The organism is Sporosarcina sp. Y1004, assembly GCF_057669665.1.
Genome location: NZ_JBYHFQ010000031.1, coordinates 1 through 18047 on the forward strand (window position 1 = coordinate 1; position 18047 = coordinate 18047).

The window sequence follows — 18047 nt, forward strand, 5'->3', positions numbered from 1 at the left end:
ATTAGCTGCTTAATAATAAACTCTAACTTTTAGGGGTCACCTCATCGTGGCGGTCCATCTTTTTATTCGCTTTTTTCCATTTCAATTCGCTGGGCTTCAAATTCATCAAAAAACCAAAGAACATCCTCGACGTATTTGTCACTATGGTTATAGTTGAAAATTGCTTTTTCAAATTCCCCATCCGCTGCTCCACTCTTTGATAAGTAGTTAGCGGCACTATAAATTGCATCTTCCAAATCATATGGATCGGCAATGCCATCATTATTTGCGTCAACGCCATATCCACCATATTTTTTTATCACATCTGGATTAATTTTATCTTTTTCAGGAATTTCTCCCTTTCCAAGGTCTCCACATCCCGGGTAAGTCCAACCGACGAACGTACAAGGCATGAACTGCATATGTCCTTCAGCACCGACGGGTGACAGTAAAGGATCCATCGTAGAAAACTTCGTTTCAATCCTATGGTGCGCTGCAAGTAACGTCCAGGGAATACCGTAAACTTCTGCTGCTTCTTTGTAGACTGGTATGTACTCTCCCGGTATTTCGTTAGCTGTGCGACGGTCTTGCATATCCAGCAATGCGCTAGCGGACTTCTTTATGATATCCGGATTTTTCAGACCTGTCCAAATGATAGCTGTTAGCGTGAAGACTGTAACAGCAATAGGGACAAGTAAGATAATGAACATTGCTTTCGCCTTCAAGGATATTCTTTTGTTTTTTCGCTTCTTCATCTCTTCACACCTTTAGTTATAGCCTTGCATTATCGAATTATGCACCTGTTTTATTTAGTGCTTTAATGTCTTTGACAATTTGATCGAATGGCACTTCTGTCATTCCGTTATATGATTTCACAACTTCCCCTTGTTGATTGACGAGGGAAAAAGTAACTGCGTGCATTACCTGGTCCGAATCTGGAATATCTGCAACAAGCGTTTTGAATGATTTTGCTGCGAAGTCAGTGATTTCCTCTTGTTTATAGCCCGTCAGCATTTCCCATCTACTCTGATCTCGGACATCATACGCATCAACGTATTCTTGCATAGCTTCTGGAGTATCAACTGCAGGATCGATACTGAATGATACAATCTTGTAGTCATCAACGCCTTCATCCCCAAGTTGGTTATCAAGCTCCGCCATGTTCATCATCATCGGTGGGCAGGCACTCGTACATTCGGTGAAAACAAATTGTGCTATCCAAACATTCCCTTTCAAATCATCCAATGAAACCTGTTCATTTTGTTGATTCGTAAATTCAAAAGGTGCAACTTTATAATTGTGATCTTCTTTGAAACCACCACCGGTACACGCACTCAAAATGACCATGACTAGTAACATATAAATCAACAATAACTTTTTACTCATTTTATATCCTCCATTATTTATTGATACGTTTATCATATCGGAAGTATAGGGTTCAAACAAGCATGTGATGTTTGAACCCTCGTCGAACCTATGACGGTTTTGTGAAGTTAACTTCATCGTTGACGACCAGAAGTTTCGATTCGAATCGGAGCAAGGGATAATGCTTGTCATCTTTAGTAATTCATTCATCGATATATACTAGTCCTGTTGCATTTTATATTCGATTTTTACCAGGTCAATCACCTCCTTTCATCCGAAATAGAAGAAAGGAATACATTGTCCGTGTGTTTTTTCACGGATGCTCTTATAATGGTAAATAGAACGGAAGAGGTGAAGATTGTTGCAACAAGACTTATTTATGTGGTTCATCATTTTCTGGTGCGTTGTTCTCATTGGACTTTTCGGTATCGGCGGTTTCTTCATGTTCCGAAAGTTTTTAAAAGTGTTTCCGAAAGCGGATGGCAAGTCCACACTCGACTGGGAAGAACATTACGTGGAGAGCTCTCTTCACCTGTGGAATGATAAAGCTAAACTTTTGCTGAATGAGCTAGTCGTCCCAGTACCGGAATTATTCCGGCCGGTAGCGAAACAAAAAATCGCAGGGAAAATCGGTGAAATTGCACTTGAGGAAAATGCAAAAGCAATTGATACCGATCTTATTATCCGTGGATATATACAAGCGACACCGAAACGTGACCATAAGTTCCTGCGCAAGAAATTGGCTGAAATGAAGTTCGATCTAACTCAGTACGAACATCTATTTTAGTCGAATAAAAACGCTAGGCGTTAGAGCCTAGACGGCAAAAAGGTGTCCGCATTTAACTGCGGACACCTTTTATTTGTTTATATTTAGTCAGCATACCTATCCGCCATGGAACAATCATTCCAAATGCTAGAATCCAGAACATTCCGCCCAGTTCACCTACGTCAATGGTACTGCTAAGAAGCAGTTTCCCAACAAGTCGGATAATGAGCAACCCTAGCAGAATAAATAGGAAGGTTTTGGATCGCTTCATATAAATATCGTCATCTCTACGTTCAAAATGCGTTGTCTTTATTAGGATAATCGAGAATAGTAGCCCAACAAAGATGGCCTCGAATATTTGAGGTAACGACACTCTGAATTCCTCGAATATGAACATCAGTGCACCCGTTGACATAAAAAGGGGTGGCAAGATGATTTTCATCGGCGTTACAGGCCTTTTCGCCGCTTTCGTTCTGACAATCAGCGCCATTGTCCCCATGAATAGAGCAAGTATGGTTGAACCGGTTATGAGATAAACCGAGGGTACCTTTGTAAAAACGGTTTCAATTAATTCGTTCATTGTATTTCCTCCAACCGACGCTTCAGTTATTCCATCCATTCATTGAATGAACTGATTTGCTTGTTCAACTTAAAAACCTTGGAAGTCGCCAAATATTGGGCTTAATATGCTTGTTAAATATGTCAATCCATCGAAGAACAACAAAATTCCGAAAGCAATCATGATGATGCCTCCAATTTTCATTATTAGGCCACTGCGTTTTCGAATCCATCCAAGACGTGTGACAAAGAACGATAAGACAAAGAAAGGTATTGCAAAACCTAACACGTACATTAACATATAAATGACGCCCGACCCCGGATTTGTCGCAGCAAGTCCCATAATTACTCCAATTATTGGTCCCGAACATGGTGTCCATCCAGCAGCAAATGCAAGCCCTATCACTGTGCTTCCTAAGTAACCCGAAGGACGGTTTTTAAATTGCAATCTCTTTTCTCCCATAAGGAATTTGGGTGTAAATATACCAGCAATCATCAATCCAAACAAGACCATAAAGATTGCTCCAACTTGTCTTAGTATTTGTTGGTTTTCTTGGAAAAATGTCCCGACAAGCGATGTAGCAAAACCAAGTACAACAAAAATTATCGAAAATCCGATTAAAAAGAATAGTGTATGTAGCATGCCGTTTCTGTTCATACGTTTCGAATCCGATTTTAAATCATCTAGTGACATGCCCGTAATATATGATATGAATGCTGGATATAACGGTAATGTACACGGTGATATGAAACTTAAAAAACCAGCGCCGAAAGCGAGAAATAAATTTATGTCTGTTCCCACATTATTCTCTCCCCTTCATTTTTCTTTCTTAATCTTATCAAAAATAACATTAAACTTCGCCTATTCTGTCTGTGAACAGTTTATGACTTTTAAAGGGTCGTTTGTCTACATTCTATATTCTATGCGAAAAAAAGCTTGCAACGCCAGTAAAAGGCGTATGCAAGCTTGATTTTTTCAGATAACATCTTCCAAAATATTATTTTGAAGAAGATACATTTTATGGTATAGACCTTTTTGTCCTAGTAATTCTTGGTGTGTTCCGCGCTCTATAATTTCCCCCTTATGAAGGACGAGAATCAGTTCAGCATCTTGAATAGTACTGAGTCTGTGGGCAATAGCAATTGTTGTACGTCCTTTCCTCATCTTTTCAAGACTTGTCTGTATTGCCACTTCTGTTTCTGTATCAATGTTGGCAGTCGCCTCATCGAGAACAAGGATTTTGGGATTCGTTGCTATTGTCCGCGCAAATGCGACGAGCTGGCGCTGCCCACTTGAATACGTAGAACCGCGTTCCGTCACTTTTTGCGAGTACTTTTCAGGAAGTTTTTCAATGAACTCATTGGCTTGGACAAATTCTGCAGCGGCTCTAACATCCTCTGATGTCATATTTTTATTATGCAAACGGATATTACTTTTGATATCTCCATAGAAAAGGAACGGATCTTGCAAGACAAGACCTGTCTTCTTCCGTAGTTCTTCTTTTGGAAATTCTTTCAATGAAACATCATCGATATAAATATCACCACGTTCATATTCATAAAAACGCATCAGTAAGTTGATAATGGAGCTTTTTCCGCTTCCAGTATGGCCAACGAGTGCAACGGTCTCTCCCGCATTCGCAGTGAATGAGATATTTTTTAATACATCAGTTTGTCCATCATATGAAAAAGATACATCACGGAATTCGATTTTACCATCTTGAATTACGGCTTGTTTACCATCGTTCTGTTCCGGTTCTATATCCGGATCATCCATTAATTTAAATACACGGGACGCCGCAACCATTGCTTGCTGAAAAATGGATAATCTTTGCATCACTTGTTGGACGGGCTGGAATAAACGACGAATCAATGTCGTAAATGCATATAAAACACCTACTTCAACAGGGCTTGCCAGTGATATAAATCCGAAATAACCGAGTACAAAGACGATTGCTCCTGCATACAGCAGATCGATTGCCGGACCGAGCAGGATGCCGTCAAATTTAATGTTACGCATTCCTGCACGGTAATGTTTTTCGTTGATGTCGTCAAACTCAATTTCTAGACGTTCTTCCTGCCTAAATGCTTGAATCATCCCCATGCCGGATAATGATTCGGCTATTTTAGCATTCAGCTGACTCAACCGTTCACGGATGTCTTGATAGAAATCCGCACTATATCTCCTATAAATGACGATGACCGTTAAGAAGAGTGGCAACAATAACAGGGATATTAGTGCAAGCTTTGCATCAAGTGAAAATAGTGCAATGTAAACGCCGAGAAGCACAAAAATGGCTTGTAAAAACGTAACAATGACACTGACGAACATTTCTTTGATGGCTTCCGTGTCATTTGTTACACGCGAAACAATACTTCCAGCAGGCGTTTTATCAAAATAACGCATTCCAAGGCTTTGCACTTTTGAAAACACATCGATTCGCATCTGCTGAATAATTTTTAACGCAATATCTTGGAATCGAATCAGTTGGAAATAGGACACGACGACCATAAACACTTGGATACCTATATAAACTAGCGCAATGTTCATTATTTCTGTTCTTGGGAAGTTCATCGTCGCTAAATGATTATCGATAAATCTTTGGATTATCAAAGGTCCGACTATACTGCCAGTGACTGTCAAAACGAGTAGGATCAGCGCAAATATAATGCTCTTTTTATGAGGAATGATATATCTCAACAATCTCTTTAAAACAAACCATTGATCTTTTGCCGTTAGTTTCGGTTGTTTTTCTTCTGACATTATTCCTCACCCCCCTGTTCGACAAGTACTTCAAGTTGTTGCAAGTCATACATTTCTTTATATCTTCCAGCCAGATCGATTAATTCTTCGTGTGTTCCAGCTTCGACAATTGCTCCTTCATCCATGACGATAATTTTATGTGCATGTTGGATGGCACTTAGTCGATGTGAAGTAATAATTGTAGTTTCGTTCGTACGTGTTTGTTTGAGCGAGTATAAAATTGCTTCTTCCGTTTGGGCATCGACAGCTGATAAAGAATCATCCAAAAGTAGCAATTCCGGTTCCATAATTAATGCACGTGCAATGGAAACCCGTTGTTTTTGACCTCCAGACAGAGAGACCCCACGTTCTCCTACTATCGTTTCATACCCTTCTGTAAACCCTAAAATATCTTCATGGATATGCGCGAGTTGCGCAGCATGATGAATTCTATCGGGTGCTATTCTTGGATTTATGAAAGCAATATTTTCAGCAAGTGTCGTTGAGAAAAGGAAGTGGTCTTGCGGTACATAACCGATTGACTCTCTTAAACGTTGCTGTTTATATTGATTAATAGGTTTGTCTCCATATATGATGCTTCCTTTATACCCTTCAAACTCTCGTAACAGTAATTTCAGGATTGCCGTTTTACCTGATCCCGTTTTACCGACAATTCCCATTGTTTCACCCCGTTTTAATGTGAAGTGAACATTACGCAGAGCCGCCCGCTCATCACCTGGGAATTTAAACTCATCTATATCGAAATGCAAATCGCCTTCGGGTCTTCTATCAATTGCACCAGGCAAATCTTTAATTTCAGGCGATACAGATAATAGTTCTGTAATTCGGCTGTAAGATGCATTACCTCTCTCTACGATATTAAAGAGGAAGCCAAACGCAAGCATTGGCCAGACCAGAAGGCCGAGGTAGGCACTGAACGCTACCATGTCACCGATTGACATGTCCCCTGCAATGATAAATTTCGTTCCAAAATAGAAAGACAGAATGTATGAAATCGCGAATATACCCGTAATTGTCGGATCGAATAATGCATCCACTTTAGCGACACGCATATTTTTACTGACAACATCAGTAGACAATTTGGTGAAATCCTCAATATCTTCGTTTTTTTGTCCGAATGTCTTAATGACTTTGATACCCGATATACTTTCCTGTGTCTTGTCATTCAAATTTGAAAATGCTTCTTGGGAAAATCTGAATCGCTTACGTAGCAATCTACCATAATAGCTAGTCAGGAAGATCATGAATGGCAACGGAATGAGTGCAATTAGTGTCAGTTTCCAATGGATGGTGATTGCCATTGTTAAAATGACGAATCCGCCCGTCGCAATGGAATCGACCAGTGTCAAAATCCCCATACCCGCCGTTTGCTGCACGGCATTTACATCATTTGTTGCATGAGCCATTAGGTCTCCTACACGTCTTTTTTGGTAGAAGGATGGTGACATTCTTGTAAAATGATTGAACAATTTTTCACGCATCGTCCGCGACAACAATACAGCAGAACCAAAAATCATGACACGCCAATAATAGCGCGCTATGTACATGAGAATGCCGGAAATTGCTAGGATAACAAGCCATCTTGTGAGCCCGGCGGTTGTTAACGAACTCTCTGTAATGTCATCGACGATAATCCCAATAATCTTCGGTGGCAACAGTTGCAATATTGAGACGAAAACAAGCGCCGAAACCCCTAAAAGATATTGCTTCTTCCGCTGTTTGAAAAACCAGCCGAGCTGAACTAAAACCTTCACACTACTCCCCCTATTTTACTATAAAATTGAACCTTTGATTAGTTTAGCAAATGTCTGGACAATAAAAAAGGTCCGAGGTATAAATAATTCGAATTCGGAAATAGTTTCGTTGGTAAGATACGGATAAGCCATGCTATTTGCTCATATAATTACGAAGTATCGTCATTTGACTTTGAGGAGGAACTTAAATATGAGGACAGTAAATAACAAATTACTAGTATTACTACTTATACTACTAGGCACGGCAGTTTGTTCAGCCTGTTCGTACAATAGCGAAAAAGCGGTGCGTAATGGTGATGTTGTCAATATGCATGGACCTGTCTATAACTACCCCGTATTCGAAGCTTTTTTGGAAAGTATAGAGTCTAAGAAATCCGATGTAGTCCGTATTGCAAATTACTCACTTGAAGGAGACCCGACTTTATACAATCTGTCCTACAACGGCTCCTCGATTGCCTTAGAGATTAACCGTTCAAAAAATAAAAATAGAGGAAACAATCCTACTAAAACAAACATGACATGTACAAATCTAATTGAAAAGGATGGTCAGCAATTATTTGTCTACACGCTTACTGGATGCGATTCGTCTGACGAAAGTTTTACAATTTTAAGTGTAGCGAAAGAGCATGTGGACGAACATGAACACTAGGTATGGCTAATTAAGGTCGATTGTCTCGATGCCGACAATCGTATTCAGAGATATTTTTTGCAGCTTGGAGTTATCCTCTATATAAATAACTTGTAGCCGAGTATCCAACCTTTTCAAGATACCCGTCGTGTCAGTAAATGATCCATGTGGGGGTCATCGGGTATTTCAAATAGCTGCATACCAGTCCGCACGCCAAATTGTTTTTTTAATGGTGGAGATTCTGCAAGCACGATACCACCTTTCCGCTCTTTATTGCCGATGATGGCAATCGGCACTTCCATAACATCAAGCCCTTCGATTGCGGCAGCACAACTGGCGTAAAAGCTACGCATGTCGAGGCAGACAATTTTCCGATTTGGTAAATGTTCATACATATCAAACTCCCCCTACAAAGAACGTATGTTCTTATTTATATTATAGCCCTAACTGTAACTCATATACAATGGAATATTTATGCACGCACTTTGTTCCTTTCATTTTTCCCACAGCAAAAAAGCCGGCAGTTAGCCAGCTTTTAATAACATACATCGCTTTTCACTTAGGTATTCATAAAATTTTCGACCTGTGGATAAACTACTAAATGATATTCCACGTCCAGATTCCAGAACGGTGCATTTTCTCATTTTTTCATAAAGTACTTTCGGCCCAGTCTTTCGACAACTGACGGTGCAACAGCGTAAATTTTGCTAGTGATGCCCATATACCGAGGTAAATTCACATCACGGACAGATTTCCCCAATGTTTTAATCACCGCATCGGCAACAGCTCCCACCGTCAACAAATGTCTGCCGAGCGATGTACGGTAAGCACCTGTTTCATCCGCAAGTTCAAGAAAAGGTGTGTCAATCGGACCCGGATTAATAGTGGTGACCTGGATACCGTATGAAGCTACCTCCATACGAAGTGCATTCGTATAGCCAATAATCGCGTGTTTTGACGCAGCGTAAACGGATGCTTTCGGGGTAGCAACTTTCCCCGCCTGTGAACCAAGATAAATAAGATGGCCGCTCCGGCGCTCTCTCATGCCGGGCAATAAAAGCTTTGTCAGTTGCATCGGTGCGATGACATTGACGGTCATCATGTTTTGAATCGCTTCATCGGAAGTCTCATGTGCAAAACTGAACGTACCCATACCCGCTGAAAAAATGACAGCATCCGGAGATCCAATCTGCGTCATTAAATGTTCGATGTCTTCTTTTTTTGTTAAATCTGCCGGTATCACTTGTGCGCCTTCAAGTCGCAACTTCTCTAAAATGGCAAGTGATCTTCCCGTTGCCCATACTTCATATCCCTCTGCCAAAAGCCGCTTCGATAATGCATAACCGACACCGCTCGTAGCACCTGTAATCAAAACCATTTTACGCTTGCTCATATTGGAGAATTCCGTTTTCATCTCGTTTTTCATGAACAAGTCCCTTTTCAAAAAGGTAATCGGTTTGGCCAATTGTTTCTGATAGCGTAAGACCAAGCTCTTTTTCATAGACGGATGGGAATAACTCGCGCGTCAATTCGAAAATTGTACGTTGGCCTTTATCCATCATTGCAAGCACCTTCATCGCCCGTTCGTGCTGTCTTACGAAACGGCCTTCTATAAGCTCGTGAGCATTGCGCACTTCATCACCATGACCGGTATATATGATATCAACGGGTAAAGTAAGAATGCGTTTCAACGACTCGTTATACTGCAACAAAGAGCGTGGACGGCCATGCTCAGGATTAAGCGGCGGCTCGATAAGCGGATTTGAAGAAACTTTTTCAAGCACCAAATCTCCGCCAATCATTGTTCTATTCTCTTCATCCCACAATACGATATGGCTTTGCGCATGACCTGGTGTTTCCATAACCGTCCAGCCGGCATGCCCAGGCAGCGCATCTCCTTCAGCAAGCGTCATGTCGAGTGGACGTTCTCCCATAAGCGAGACAGACCTTTTCATCTTCTTAACCCAGCCAAGGTACTGTTCAGGTACGCCTTCTTCGATAAGTCGCTCTAGATAAAATGCATCATGATAGCGGAAGAAAGCTTCATCCCGTTTGAGCCATAAATCATTGTAGGTATGACCTAAAACTTTTGCGTTATCAAATGCGTCAATCCAACCAGCGTGATCTGGATGATGATGTGTCAAAATGACCTGTTCAATATCATTGAATGAGTAACCGGCTTCCTTGATGCCCTGTTTCAATGCTTCATATGCTTCAGGGGTTTTCGGCCCCGCATCGACGAGTGACAGCGTATCTCCTTTTATAAGAAAAGCATTTACATCGCCTACTGCGAACGGTGTTGGAATAACAATCTTGTGTAACATATAAAAATCCCCTTTATTAGATGAATGAGTATTCAGTACAGTGTACCTTTTTTATGAGTGGACGTCATCTTTTGAATCTATCCTCTACCAAGATGGTAAAAATGCTATAATAACTTTATGTATTCTCGTGTTAATTTACTAAAGTATGAATGATTAGGAGGACGTATGTATGGGTTTATTCGGATTCTTCAAGAGTCAATTTATTGAAGTCATTGAATGGACGGATCAGAACGCAAATACAATGGTTTATCGTTTCCCTGTTCACAATAACGAAATAAAAATGGGTGCAGAATTAACCGTTCGGGAATCACAAGTCGCAATTTTCGTCAATGAAGGCGAAATTGCTGATGTATTTGGACCAGGACGTCATCTATTATACACACAAAACATGCCCATAATGACGAAATTGAAGTCATGGAAACATGGATTTAACTCCCCTTTTAAAGCGGAAGTATATTTTGTTAATACAAAACAATTTATCAATCAAAAATGGGGCACGTCGAATCCAATCATGATGCGTGATTCCGAATTTGGAGTCATTCGATTACGGGGATATGGTATTTACTCGTATAAGGTGTCCGACCCCGTTGTTTTCTTAAAAGAACTTTTTGGTACGAACGCATCCTATGATACGAGCAGCATTGAAGGACAGTTAAAAAAGATGGTGCTATCAGGACTTTCAGACCTCTTTGCAGAATCAAATATTGCTGCCCTTGACCTGGCGATGAACTACGACGAGCTTAGTGACAAAGGCAGAGAGAAAATGGAACAACGATTCAGTTCATTTGGATTTGAAATTACTTCATTATATATTGAAAACCTATCACTTCCTGAAGAAGTTGAAAAAGTGTTGGATCGAAAAACGTCCATGGGTGTCATAGGAGACATGAATCAGTATCAGCAATACCAAGCCGCAGAAGCCATCAGGGAAGCCGCGCGGAATGAAGGCGGCGGTTTAGCTGGTGCGGGTGCAGGAATTGGAGCAGGTGCCGCACTTGGAAGTGTTATGGCGAATGCCTTCCCGGCCAATCAACAGCAAAGAAGTTCCTCTAATACTACGCAAACAGAAAAGAAGACTTGTCAGCATTGTCAGACACTTATTAATAAGAATGCGAAGTTTTGCGGCGAATGCGGTAAATCCGTGCTTGCGCAACAAGTACCATGTACGAGTTGCAATGCACTCATAAATGAAGATGCAAAGTTTTGCGATGAATGTGGTACAAAGCAACTGACCGAAAAAACATGTGTAAAATGTGGCAAAGTAAATGGTCCAAATGCCAAGTTTTGTAGTGACTGTGGAGAAAACCTTTAACTCAAATGCAAAAGAGGTGTTCCTATGACGGACTTAACAAATAATAAAGATTTGGAATCGATCAAAACTAAACTGACGACGGTAAATAAATGTTCTTCCTGTGGAGGTAACACGTTATTTGAACCGAAAAGTGGAAATCTGAAATGTCCGTTTTGCGGAAGCGAAAAGGAAATCGACCAGTCTTGGGAAAATAGTATTGAACACGACTTCTTAGAGGCATTAGAAAAAGAAATTCACAGCTGGGACGATGAAAAGCGTGTTTTTAAATGTGAAAACTGTGGTGCCGAAACACTTTTAGATAAAGATAAAGTGGCCGATTTCTGCTCATTTTGCGGGTCTTCTCATATTGCAATAAGTGAACACCATGCGGGCATGAAACCAGCATTGGTACTCCCCTTTAAAATCGCGAGAGATGATGCTGTTGAAAAATTCAAGATATGGCTGAAACAGAGATGTTTTGCTCCATCTAAGCTAGTGCAATCGTATAAAATGGATACCATTGCGGGAGCATACATCCCGTACTGGACTTTTGATGCCCAGACGGATTCTTCTTTTATCGTCCAGATTGGCACGTATTATTACGTAACGGAAATACGGACCGTATTTGAAGATGGCAAGTCCAAACAAGTATCTGAACAGGTAAGGAAAACCCAATGGCGTACGGAACACGGGCGCTACAGCGAATTCTTTGACGATGTTTTGGTGAAAGCATCACGTAATGTAGCAAGTGGCCTTATTGATAAGATTGAACCCTTTCAGTTAAATGGACTCCTCGACTATAAAACAGAATATTTATCCGGTTTTTTAGCAGAAAGGTACTCGATTCCATTGAAGGATGGCTGGAATGATGCAAAAAATAGTATTGACGCCGGTATTAAGAATGGAATACATGGACAAGTATATGGTGATGTTGTCAATATTGTAAGTGTTTCCACTAACTACGACAACATTACTTACAAACATATTCTATTACCTATTTGGATTTCTTCGTTCCAGTTCAACAATAAAATCTACCGCTTCCTCGTTAACGGACAAACCGGTAAAGTTAGTGGGCTATCGCCGATAAGCGCCGTAAAAGTATCGATTTCCGTCATAGTGATCTTAGCAATTATATTCATAATCTACTTGCTCTACACGATAAGCTAAATATTTTATTGCATAAAATGATAGTTGACTTTCTCCTGTCGGCATGCAATAATCGGACTAATTCAAGTACATATAGGCGTTGAAGAAGATAAGTAATTGCGGTAATGGAGAACAGAAAATGTGGTCACTGACTGAAAGCCACCCTCCCTCTCCCGCTTTGAACCTCCTTCCGAGCTGCTGTGGAAACACAGGCGTGCCTTTCGCGTTAAGAAAGAACGAGATGTACCGGTTTATAATCGGTAAATTTAGGTGGTACCGCGGAAACATGTGTTTTCGTCCTTATTTAGTAGGGGCGAGAGCGCATTTTTTTTGCGTCTGTCAAAGGAACTTATGCTGTTATTAACGGAATGAAAGAGGTAATTCAGATGAAAACGATTGTATTTATAGGAGCCGGATCGATGGCGGAAGCCGTTATTTCCGGTATTGTGGAGCAAGGTGCTGTAATACCTCAAAATGTTTACGTCATGAACAGGTCGGACGATGAAAGACTAATTTCACTGCACAATAAATATGGAATCTCGATTGTTAGCAAGGACAAAGAAGCGCTGAAAAATGCAGATCTCATTGTACTTGCGACAAAACCAAAAGACATCTACCAAGTGATGGCAGACACACTTCCCCATTTGGCTGAAAAGACAGCGGTTTTATCGGTCATTGCAGGTGTTTCAATACAAACAATCGAGACAGGTCTCGGTTTTAGACCAATCGCGCGCTCTATGCCCAATACATCTGCTACAATCGGAAAATCAGCCAGTGGTATCGCGTGGAATAGTGCGGTTAGCGATGCGTTAAAAATATATATACTCGGTCTTCTCAATTCAATTGGGATGGTGAGAGAAGTCGAAGAAGATGACCTACATGTAGTCACTGCTCTTTCCGGAAGCGGCCCGGCGTATGTCTATTATTTAGCGGAAGCACTTGAAGAAGCGGCAATCAGCAAGGGTCTTACAAAAGAAGTAGCACGTGCACTTATTATCCAGACTATTGAAGGAGCTGCGGCGATGTTGAAAGAAACAAGTGCGGAACCCGCGGAACTGCGCGAAAACGTGACAAGTCCAGGCGGCACAACGCAAGCAGGATTAGAAGCTTTGGAAAAAGGTCTATTTAAAGAAACGGTTGCGGACTGCATTAGTCAGGCGGAGAGGCGTTCGCGTGAGCTTGGAGCAATGTCTTGAAGTTACTCAATTTGTAATAAACAGTAGAACGTCAAACTCGAATAATAGGTCATTATTTAAAGTGACTATCATTCGAGTTATCGTTCAAGTAAACAAAACATGTATTCATTGAAATACGCACCATAACTCAATTTACCATCGTTATAGTAAGGAATAATGGTATCGTCAGCTTGGAGTTTACTAATTTCCCCCATCAGGCTCTCCCCCATATATAAAATGAATGTAACTATACTTCATACAATAGCCGCAACTAGTTCGGCAATTCTTATTTACTACGTTTATAATGAAAATCATCTCCATTTTCCGTCACACCAAAAACTTCATTTTCTATTGAATAAAAAATCGCTGCGTTGCCTGCAGTTTCTATACGATTAAAGAACGTTTACGGGTAACTACTTTACTATTATTAGTTAGACGAGCAGTATGAAAGAAAGTTCAAATTACTACCAAAGCTGAAACGAATTAATAATAGAAAAGCACCAAACCCCTATTTTTCTCAAAACTTAAATCCTTTCAATTTCTAACTTTACATACATACACATAGAGGTTTTAACGTTAGTCTATTAAACCTCACCATAGAGTAGAAAGACCAATGTGATTTTTCTCTTTATCTTCATAATCACCTTATCAATTATTTTTCTAATTGAATAAGAGATTTAAATCTGTTTAAGACGGCTGAACTGTCTTAACATCTCGTCTTTGTTATACTAGTCGTGTTAATCATTTAGGAGGTCTGTAAACATGGCAAAGTTATTTGAACCATTTAAATTACGTGACGTTGAATTTAAAAACCGTATCGTTATGTCGCCGATGTGCATGTATTCGAGCCATAACGAAGATGGAATGATTGAGGATTGGCATAAGACGCATTACACCACACGCGCTGTCGGTCAAGTTGGTCTTATCATTGTTGAAGCAACAGCAGTTCAACCTGAGGGACGTATTTCTGCGCAAGATCTAGGTATTTGGAGCGACAATCATATTGAAGGTTTGGGAGAAACAGTCCGTCTCATGCAGCAATACGGTACAAAAGTAGGAATCCAACTTGCACATGCTGGACGTAAAGCGACAGTTGACGGCGATATTTATGCTCCATCTGCAATTGCCTACAATGAAAAATATAAAACACCTGTCGAAATGACCGAAGACGATATTAAAACGACCATACAAGCATTCAAAGATGGCGCTTTACGCGCGAAAAAAGCTGGATTTGATGTTATCGAACTTCATGGTGCACATGGCTATCTCATTAATGAGTTCCTGTCACCCCTTTCCAATAAGCGCACAGATGAATATGGTGGATCGCTAGAAAACCGTTATCGCTTCTTGAAAGAAATTATTGATGAAGTACGTGCCGTTTGGGATGGTCCACTTATTGTTCGTATTTCTGCACATGATTATAGTGATGGTGGCATGACACCCGAAATATACGTGGAAATGGCGAAGTGGATGAAATTGCAAGGAGTGGATCTGATTGATGTCAGCTCTGGGGCGCTCGTACCAGCAGCGATTGATGTATTCCCTGGTTACCAAGTGAAGTTCTCTGAAACAATCAAAGAAGGTGCCGAAATATCAACAGGCGCGGTTGGTCTAATCACGACAGGAATCCAAGCAGAAGAAATATTGAAAAATGGACGAGCTGATTTGATCTTACTTGCCCGTGAATTATTACGGGATCCGTACTGGGCTTATACCGCGGCAAAAGTATTGGGCGAGGAAATTAAAGCACCAAAACAATATGAGCGCGGCTGGAAATTTTAACTATTGAATAACCGAAAACCCGTGAAGGATCTTTAGACACAATAAAAAGATGGAAGAGCCAATTATGGCCATTCCATCTATTTTTTCCTTAAATTCCACATACAAAAAACTGCGTTTTAGTGAGCTTAGTAATACATTTGAAATGTTTCATATTTCATTGTGGAGAAATCAAAACATGAAATGTTTCGGTTTCTTCCAAAAAAGAGCGATAATGGTGCCGATCAATAGGACAATCGCTGCAAAGTAGTAAGGATAGTTCAAGTTTATGTCAAATAGCACTCCACCGATTATCGGACCGAAAATATTACCTAGACTTGTGAAAGTAGAATTCATACCACCGACAAAGCCCTGTTCGTTACCCGCTATTTTTGATAAATAAGAAGTAACCGCTGGGCGTATTAAATCAAAACCGACAAATAGAACGAATGTTGTTAGTAGAATGGAAAAATATGAACTGACATACGTCATTAATAACACAAGTATTGTTGAAATTGCTAAACTATAGCGGATTACATTGATTTCACCCATGTTTTTTACTAACCGATCAAACAATAAGACCTGCGCAACAGCCCCGACAATCCCGCTTCCTGTAATGACGATAGCGATGTCTTTTGGCGTGAAGCCAAATTTGTGGTCGACGAATAGGCTGAATAACGATTCGAAGGCTGCGAGGCCAAAGGACAAGACAAAGATTATTATAAACGCTATAAGATACATCGGTATGAAAATGCGGCTTAACCCAGTCTTTTGCCCTGGCGTCGGTACTTCTTCATCTGCACGTTCAGGCTCTTTCAATAGAGCGATTGAAAGAATAGCTGCAAATACCCCTAATACTCCTGCCGAATAGAAAGGAACCCGCGTGCCGATTTCGGCTAAAAAACCGCCTATCCCGGGTCCAATTATAAAGCCTGTACTTATGGCAGCTGACATATAACCGAGTGCTTTTGATCTGTTTGTACTCGTTGTAATATCTGCAATGAAGGCTGTCACCGCAGGCATGATGAACGCCGCACTGATTCCACCAAGCATACGTGAAATGAAGAGGACTTCGATCGATTGTCCCATTCCGAATAAAAACTCCGAAAAGCCAAATATGAATAAGCCCACCACAATCATAATTTTCCGACCGTATTTATCAACCCATCGACCTGAGATTGGCGAGAAGATAAGCTGCGTAATCGCAAATGCCGCCACCATGTAGCCCACGACTGAACCGCTGATTTCCAGCTCATTCATTATCGTCGGTAATACTGGAATAACGAGTCCAATACCTAAAAAGGCAATAAATAAGTTCATTAATAGAATAGCTAATACGCCTTTTTTGTTTTTCATATAGTAAACTCCTCTAACTCTCGACTAGGTGAATTACGTCGAAATATACACAATACTGACTCTCTCACGAGTATAACATCATTCATATTATAATTAATATGATTTCTAAAGTTTATTGAAATTGCTCTGCTAAAACATTTAACAGAAATCTAAAGGGACGAAATAGCCCGACTGAACCCTGCATATTTTTCATTATTCTATCCATTACGAATTCGTTTCATCAGGATTCTAATATCACTCTCTAAAAACTTCCCCGTCTCTCCACTCGAACCGAGAAAAGTCCTCAGCGATATATAGGTTTGGGAATATTGCCGTACCTTGTTTAAGCAGCTGTGCCACATCGCTTGCCATAAATCGCGCACTAATATGATTGGCGATAAGGGTTTTTACTCCCGCTTCTTTTGCTGTTATAGCGGCATCACCAATCGTCGAATGACCATATTCTTTTGCCAGGTTTCCAGTTCCATTATCGAAAGTAGCTTCGTGAATTAAAATATCCGTATCTTGCGCTAGTTCAACGGCAGCGGCGCAATAGCTGGTATCTCCGAGAATGGCAACCGTAAATCCTTTTTGGGGGTCGCCAGTGACTTCTGAACTAGAAACGATTCGTCCATCATCCAATGTCACATCTTCTCCATCTTTTAGCTGCTTCAACTGCGGACCATTTGGAACTCCCGCTTCTTTCGCTTTTTCAATTAGTAATTTTCCTGGAAGTGGTTTTTGCTCGATTCTGTAACCAAAGCACGGAATAATATGTTGTAAGTTCTTTGTAGTAATACGATAGTTAGCATCTTCAAATACCAGACCTTCACTAACTTCATGGATGTGCAACTCGTAATTTAAATGGGTATTTGTAACGCGCAACGTTGTCTTGAGCCATTCGTTAAGTCCAGGTGGCCCGTATATATCAAGTTTTTCCTTACCTCCAAGAAACGAACGGGAGCCAATTAAACCCGGCAACCCAAATATATGATCACCGTGTAAATGCGTAATGAATATTTTGCTGATTTTTCTTGGTTTCAGAGAAGTATGTAAAATCTGATGCTGTGTTGCTTCCCCACAGTCAAAGAGCCAATAACCTTCTCCTTCAGCGGATAAATTCAATATGACTGCTGATGTATTACGCATTTTTGAAGGCATACCCGCGCCTGTTCCTAGAAATTGCAGTTCCATAATATATGTC

The 18047-nt window shown here is 40.6% G+C and carries 16 protein-coding genes, 1 pseudogene and 1 other annotated feature; of the genes and pseudogenes, 6 read left to right on the plus strand and 11 right to left on the minus strand.

Annotated elements, in window-relative coordinates:
• Positions 1-62 precede the first annotated feature (62 nt).
• Positions 63-734 (minus strand): lytic transglycosylase domain-containing protein, encoded by a 672-nt coding sequence (locus AC25Y6_RS16605; RefSeq protein WP_488143811.1) that lies wholly within the window; start codon positions 732-734, stop codon positions 63-65.
• A 37-nt stretch (positions 735-771) separates the two neighbouring features.
• Positions 772-1365 (minus strand): SCO family protein, encoded by a 594-nt coding sequence (locus tag AC25Y6_RS16610; protein ID WP_488143812.1) that lies wholly within the window; start codon positions 1363-1365, stop codon positions 772-774.
• Between the two features lie 358 nt (positions 1366-1723).
• On the opposite strand from AC25Y6_RS16610, the gene AC25Y6_RS16615 reads away from it, so the two are divergent.
• The gene (locus tag AC25Y6_RS16615) at positions 1724-2131 is read left to right on the plus strand and encodes a DUF2621 family protein (RefSeq protein ID WP_482102601.1); all 408 of its coding nucleotides are present in this window, start codon (positions 1724-1726) and stop codon (positions 2129-2131) included.
• A 52-nt stretch (positions 2132-2183) separates the two neighbouring features.
• Here the strand turns inward: AC25Y6_RS16615 and AC25Y6_RS16620 are convergent, their stop codons facing one another.
• The 4 genes from AC25Y6_RS16620 to AC25Y6_RS16635 all read right to left on the minus strand — a co-directional run bounded on the left by AC25Y6_RS16620 (position 2184) and on the right by AC25Y6_RS16635 (position 7186).
• A complete protein-coding gene (locus AC25Y6_RS16620; RefSeq protein WP_482106168.1) occupies positions 2184-2690 on the minus strand; it encodes a CcdC family protein in 507 nt (168 codons plus the stop codon).
• Between the two features lie 69 nt (positions 2691-2759).
• Complete coding sequence (locus tag AC25Y6_RS16625) at positions 2760-3470, minus strand: cytochrome c biogenesis CcdA family protein (RefSeq protein ID WP_482106169.1); 711 nt, start codon at positions 3468-3470, stop codon at positions 2760-2762.
• A 174-nt stretch (positions 3471-3644) separates the two neighbouring features.
• Positions 3645-5432: an ABC transporter ATP-binding protein gene (locus AC25Y6_RS16630; protein WP_482106170.1), complete on the minus strand. Its 1788-nt coding sequence runs from the start codon at positions 5430-5432 to the stop codon at positions 3645-3647.
• The gene (locus AC25Y6_RS16635) at positions 5432-7186 is read right to left on the minus strand and encodes an ABC transporter transmembrane domain-containing protein (RefSeq protein ID WP_482102542.1); all 1755 of its coding nucleotides are present in this window, start codon (positions 7184-7186) and stop codon (positions 5432-5434) included. The genes AC25Y6_RS16630 and AC25Y6_RS16635 overlap by 1 nt, the downstream gene beginning before the upstream one ends.
• A gap of 190 nt (positions 7187-7376) precedes the next feature.
• Between AC25Y6_RS16635 and AC25Y6_RS16640 the strand changes: the two genes are divergently transcribed.
• Positions 7377-7835, plus strand: a complete 459-nt coding sequence (locus tag AC25Y6_RS16640) for a DUF4362 domain-containing protein (protein WP_482102541.1) — start codon at positions 7377-7379, stop codon at positions 7833-7835.
• 149 nt (positions 7836-7984) lie between these two features.
• Here AC25Y6_RS16640 and AC25Y6_RS16645 read toward each other — a convergent pair.
• The 3 genes and pseudogenes from AC25Y6_RS16645 to AC25Y6_RS16655 form a co-directional block, all read right to left on the minus strand.
• Positions 7985-8209 (minus strand): annotated as a pseudogene (locus AC25Y6_RS16645) (Y-family DNA polymerase); the annotation flags it as partial.
• 245 nt (positions 8210-8454) lie between these two features.
• Positions 8455-9240, minus strand: coding sequence for an SDR family NAD(P)-dependent oxidoreductase (locus AC25Y6_RS16650; RefSeq protein ID WP_488143813.1), 786 nt, complete (start codon positions 9238-9240; stop codon positions 8455-8457).
• Positions 9194-10138 carry an MBL fold metallo-hydrolase gene (locus AC25Y6_RS16655; protein ID WP_488143814.1) on the minus strand — a complete coding sequence of 315 codons (945 nt, stop codon included), beginning with the start codon at positions 10136-10138 and terminating at the stop codon, positions 9194-9196. The genes AC25Y6_RS16650 and AC25Y6_RS16655 overlap by 47 nt, the downstream gene beginning before the upstream one ends.
• A 169-nt stretch (positions 10139-10307) precedes the next feature.
• On the opposite strand from AC25Y6_RS16655, the gene AC25Y6_RS16660 reads away from it, so the two are divergent.
• The 4 genes from AC25Y6_RS16660 (at position 10308) to namA (ending at position 15532) form a co-directional block, all read left to right on the plus strand.
• Positions 10308-11450 (plus strand): SPFH domain-containing protein, encoded by a 1143-nt coding sequence (locus AC25Y6_RS16660; RefSeq protein ID WP_482106174.1) that lies wholly within the window; start codon positions 10308-10310, stop codon positions 11448-11450.
• 24 nt (positions 11451-11474) lie between these two features.
• A complete protein-coding gene (locus tag AC25Y6_RS16665; RefSeq protein WP_488143815.1) occupies positions 11475-12596 on the plus strand; it encodes a hypothetical protein in 1122 nt (373 codons plus the stop codon).
• 70 nt (positions 12597-12666) lie between these two features.
• Positions 12667-12880: a binding site (T-box leader), on the plus strand.
• An 81-nt stretch (positions 12881-12961) separates the two neighbouring features.
• Entirely contained in the window at positions 12962-13771 is an 810-nt protein-coding gene (gene proC / locus AC25Y6_RS16670; protein ID WP_482106176.1) for a pyrroline-5-carboxylate reductase, read from the plus strand.
• Positions 13772-14512: 741 nt separating this feature from the next.
• Positions 14513-15532 (plus strand): NADPH dehydrogenase NamA, encoded by a 1020-nt coding sequence (namA, locus tag AC25Y6_RS16675; protein ID WP_488143816.1) that lies wholly within the window; start codon positions 14513-14515, stop codon positions 15530-15532.
• Positions 15533-15700: 168 nt separating this feature from the next.
• On the opposite strand, the gene norA is transcribed toward namA, so the two are convergent.
• A complete protein-coding gene (gene norA / locus AC25Y6_RS16680; RefSeq protein ID WP_488143817.1) occupies positions 15701-16864 on the minus strand; it encodes a multidrug efflux MFS transporter NorA in 1164 nt (387 codons plus the stop codon).
• A 234-nt stretch (positions 16865-17098) separates the two neighbouring features.
• Positions 17099-18037, minus strand: a complete 939-nt coding sequence (gene rnz / locus AC25Y6_RS16685) for a ribonuclease Z (protein ID WP_488143818.1) — start codon at positions 18035-18037, stop codon at positions 17099-17101.
• Positions 18038-18047: the final 10 nt, after the last annotated feature.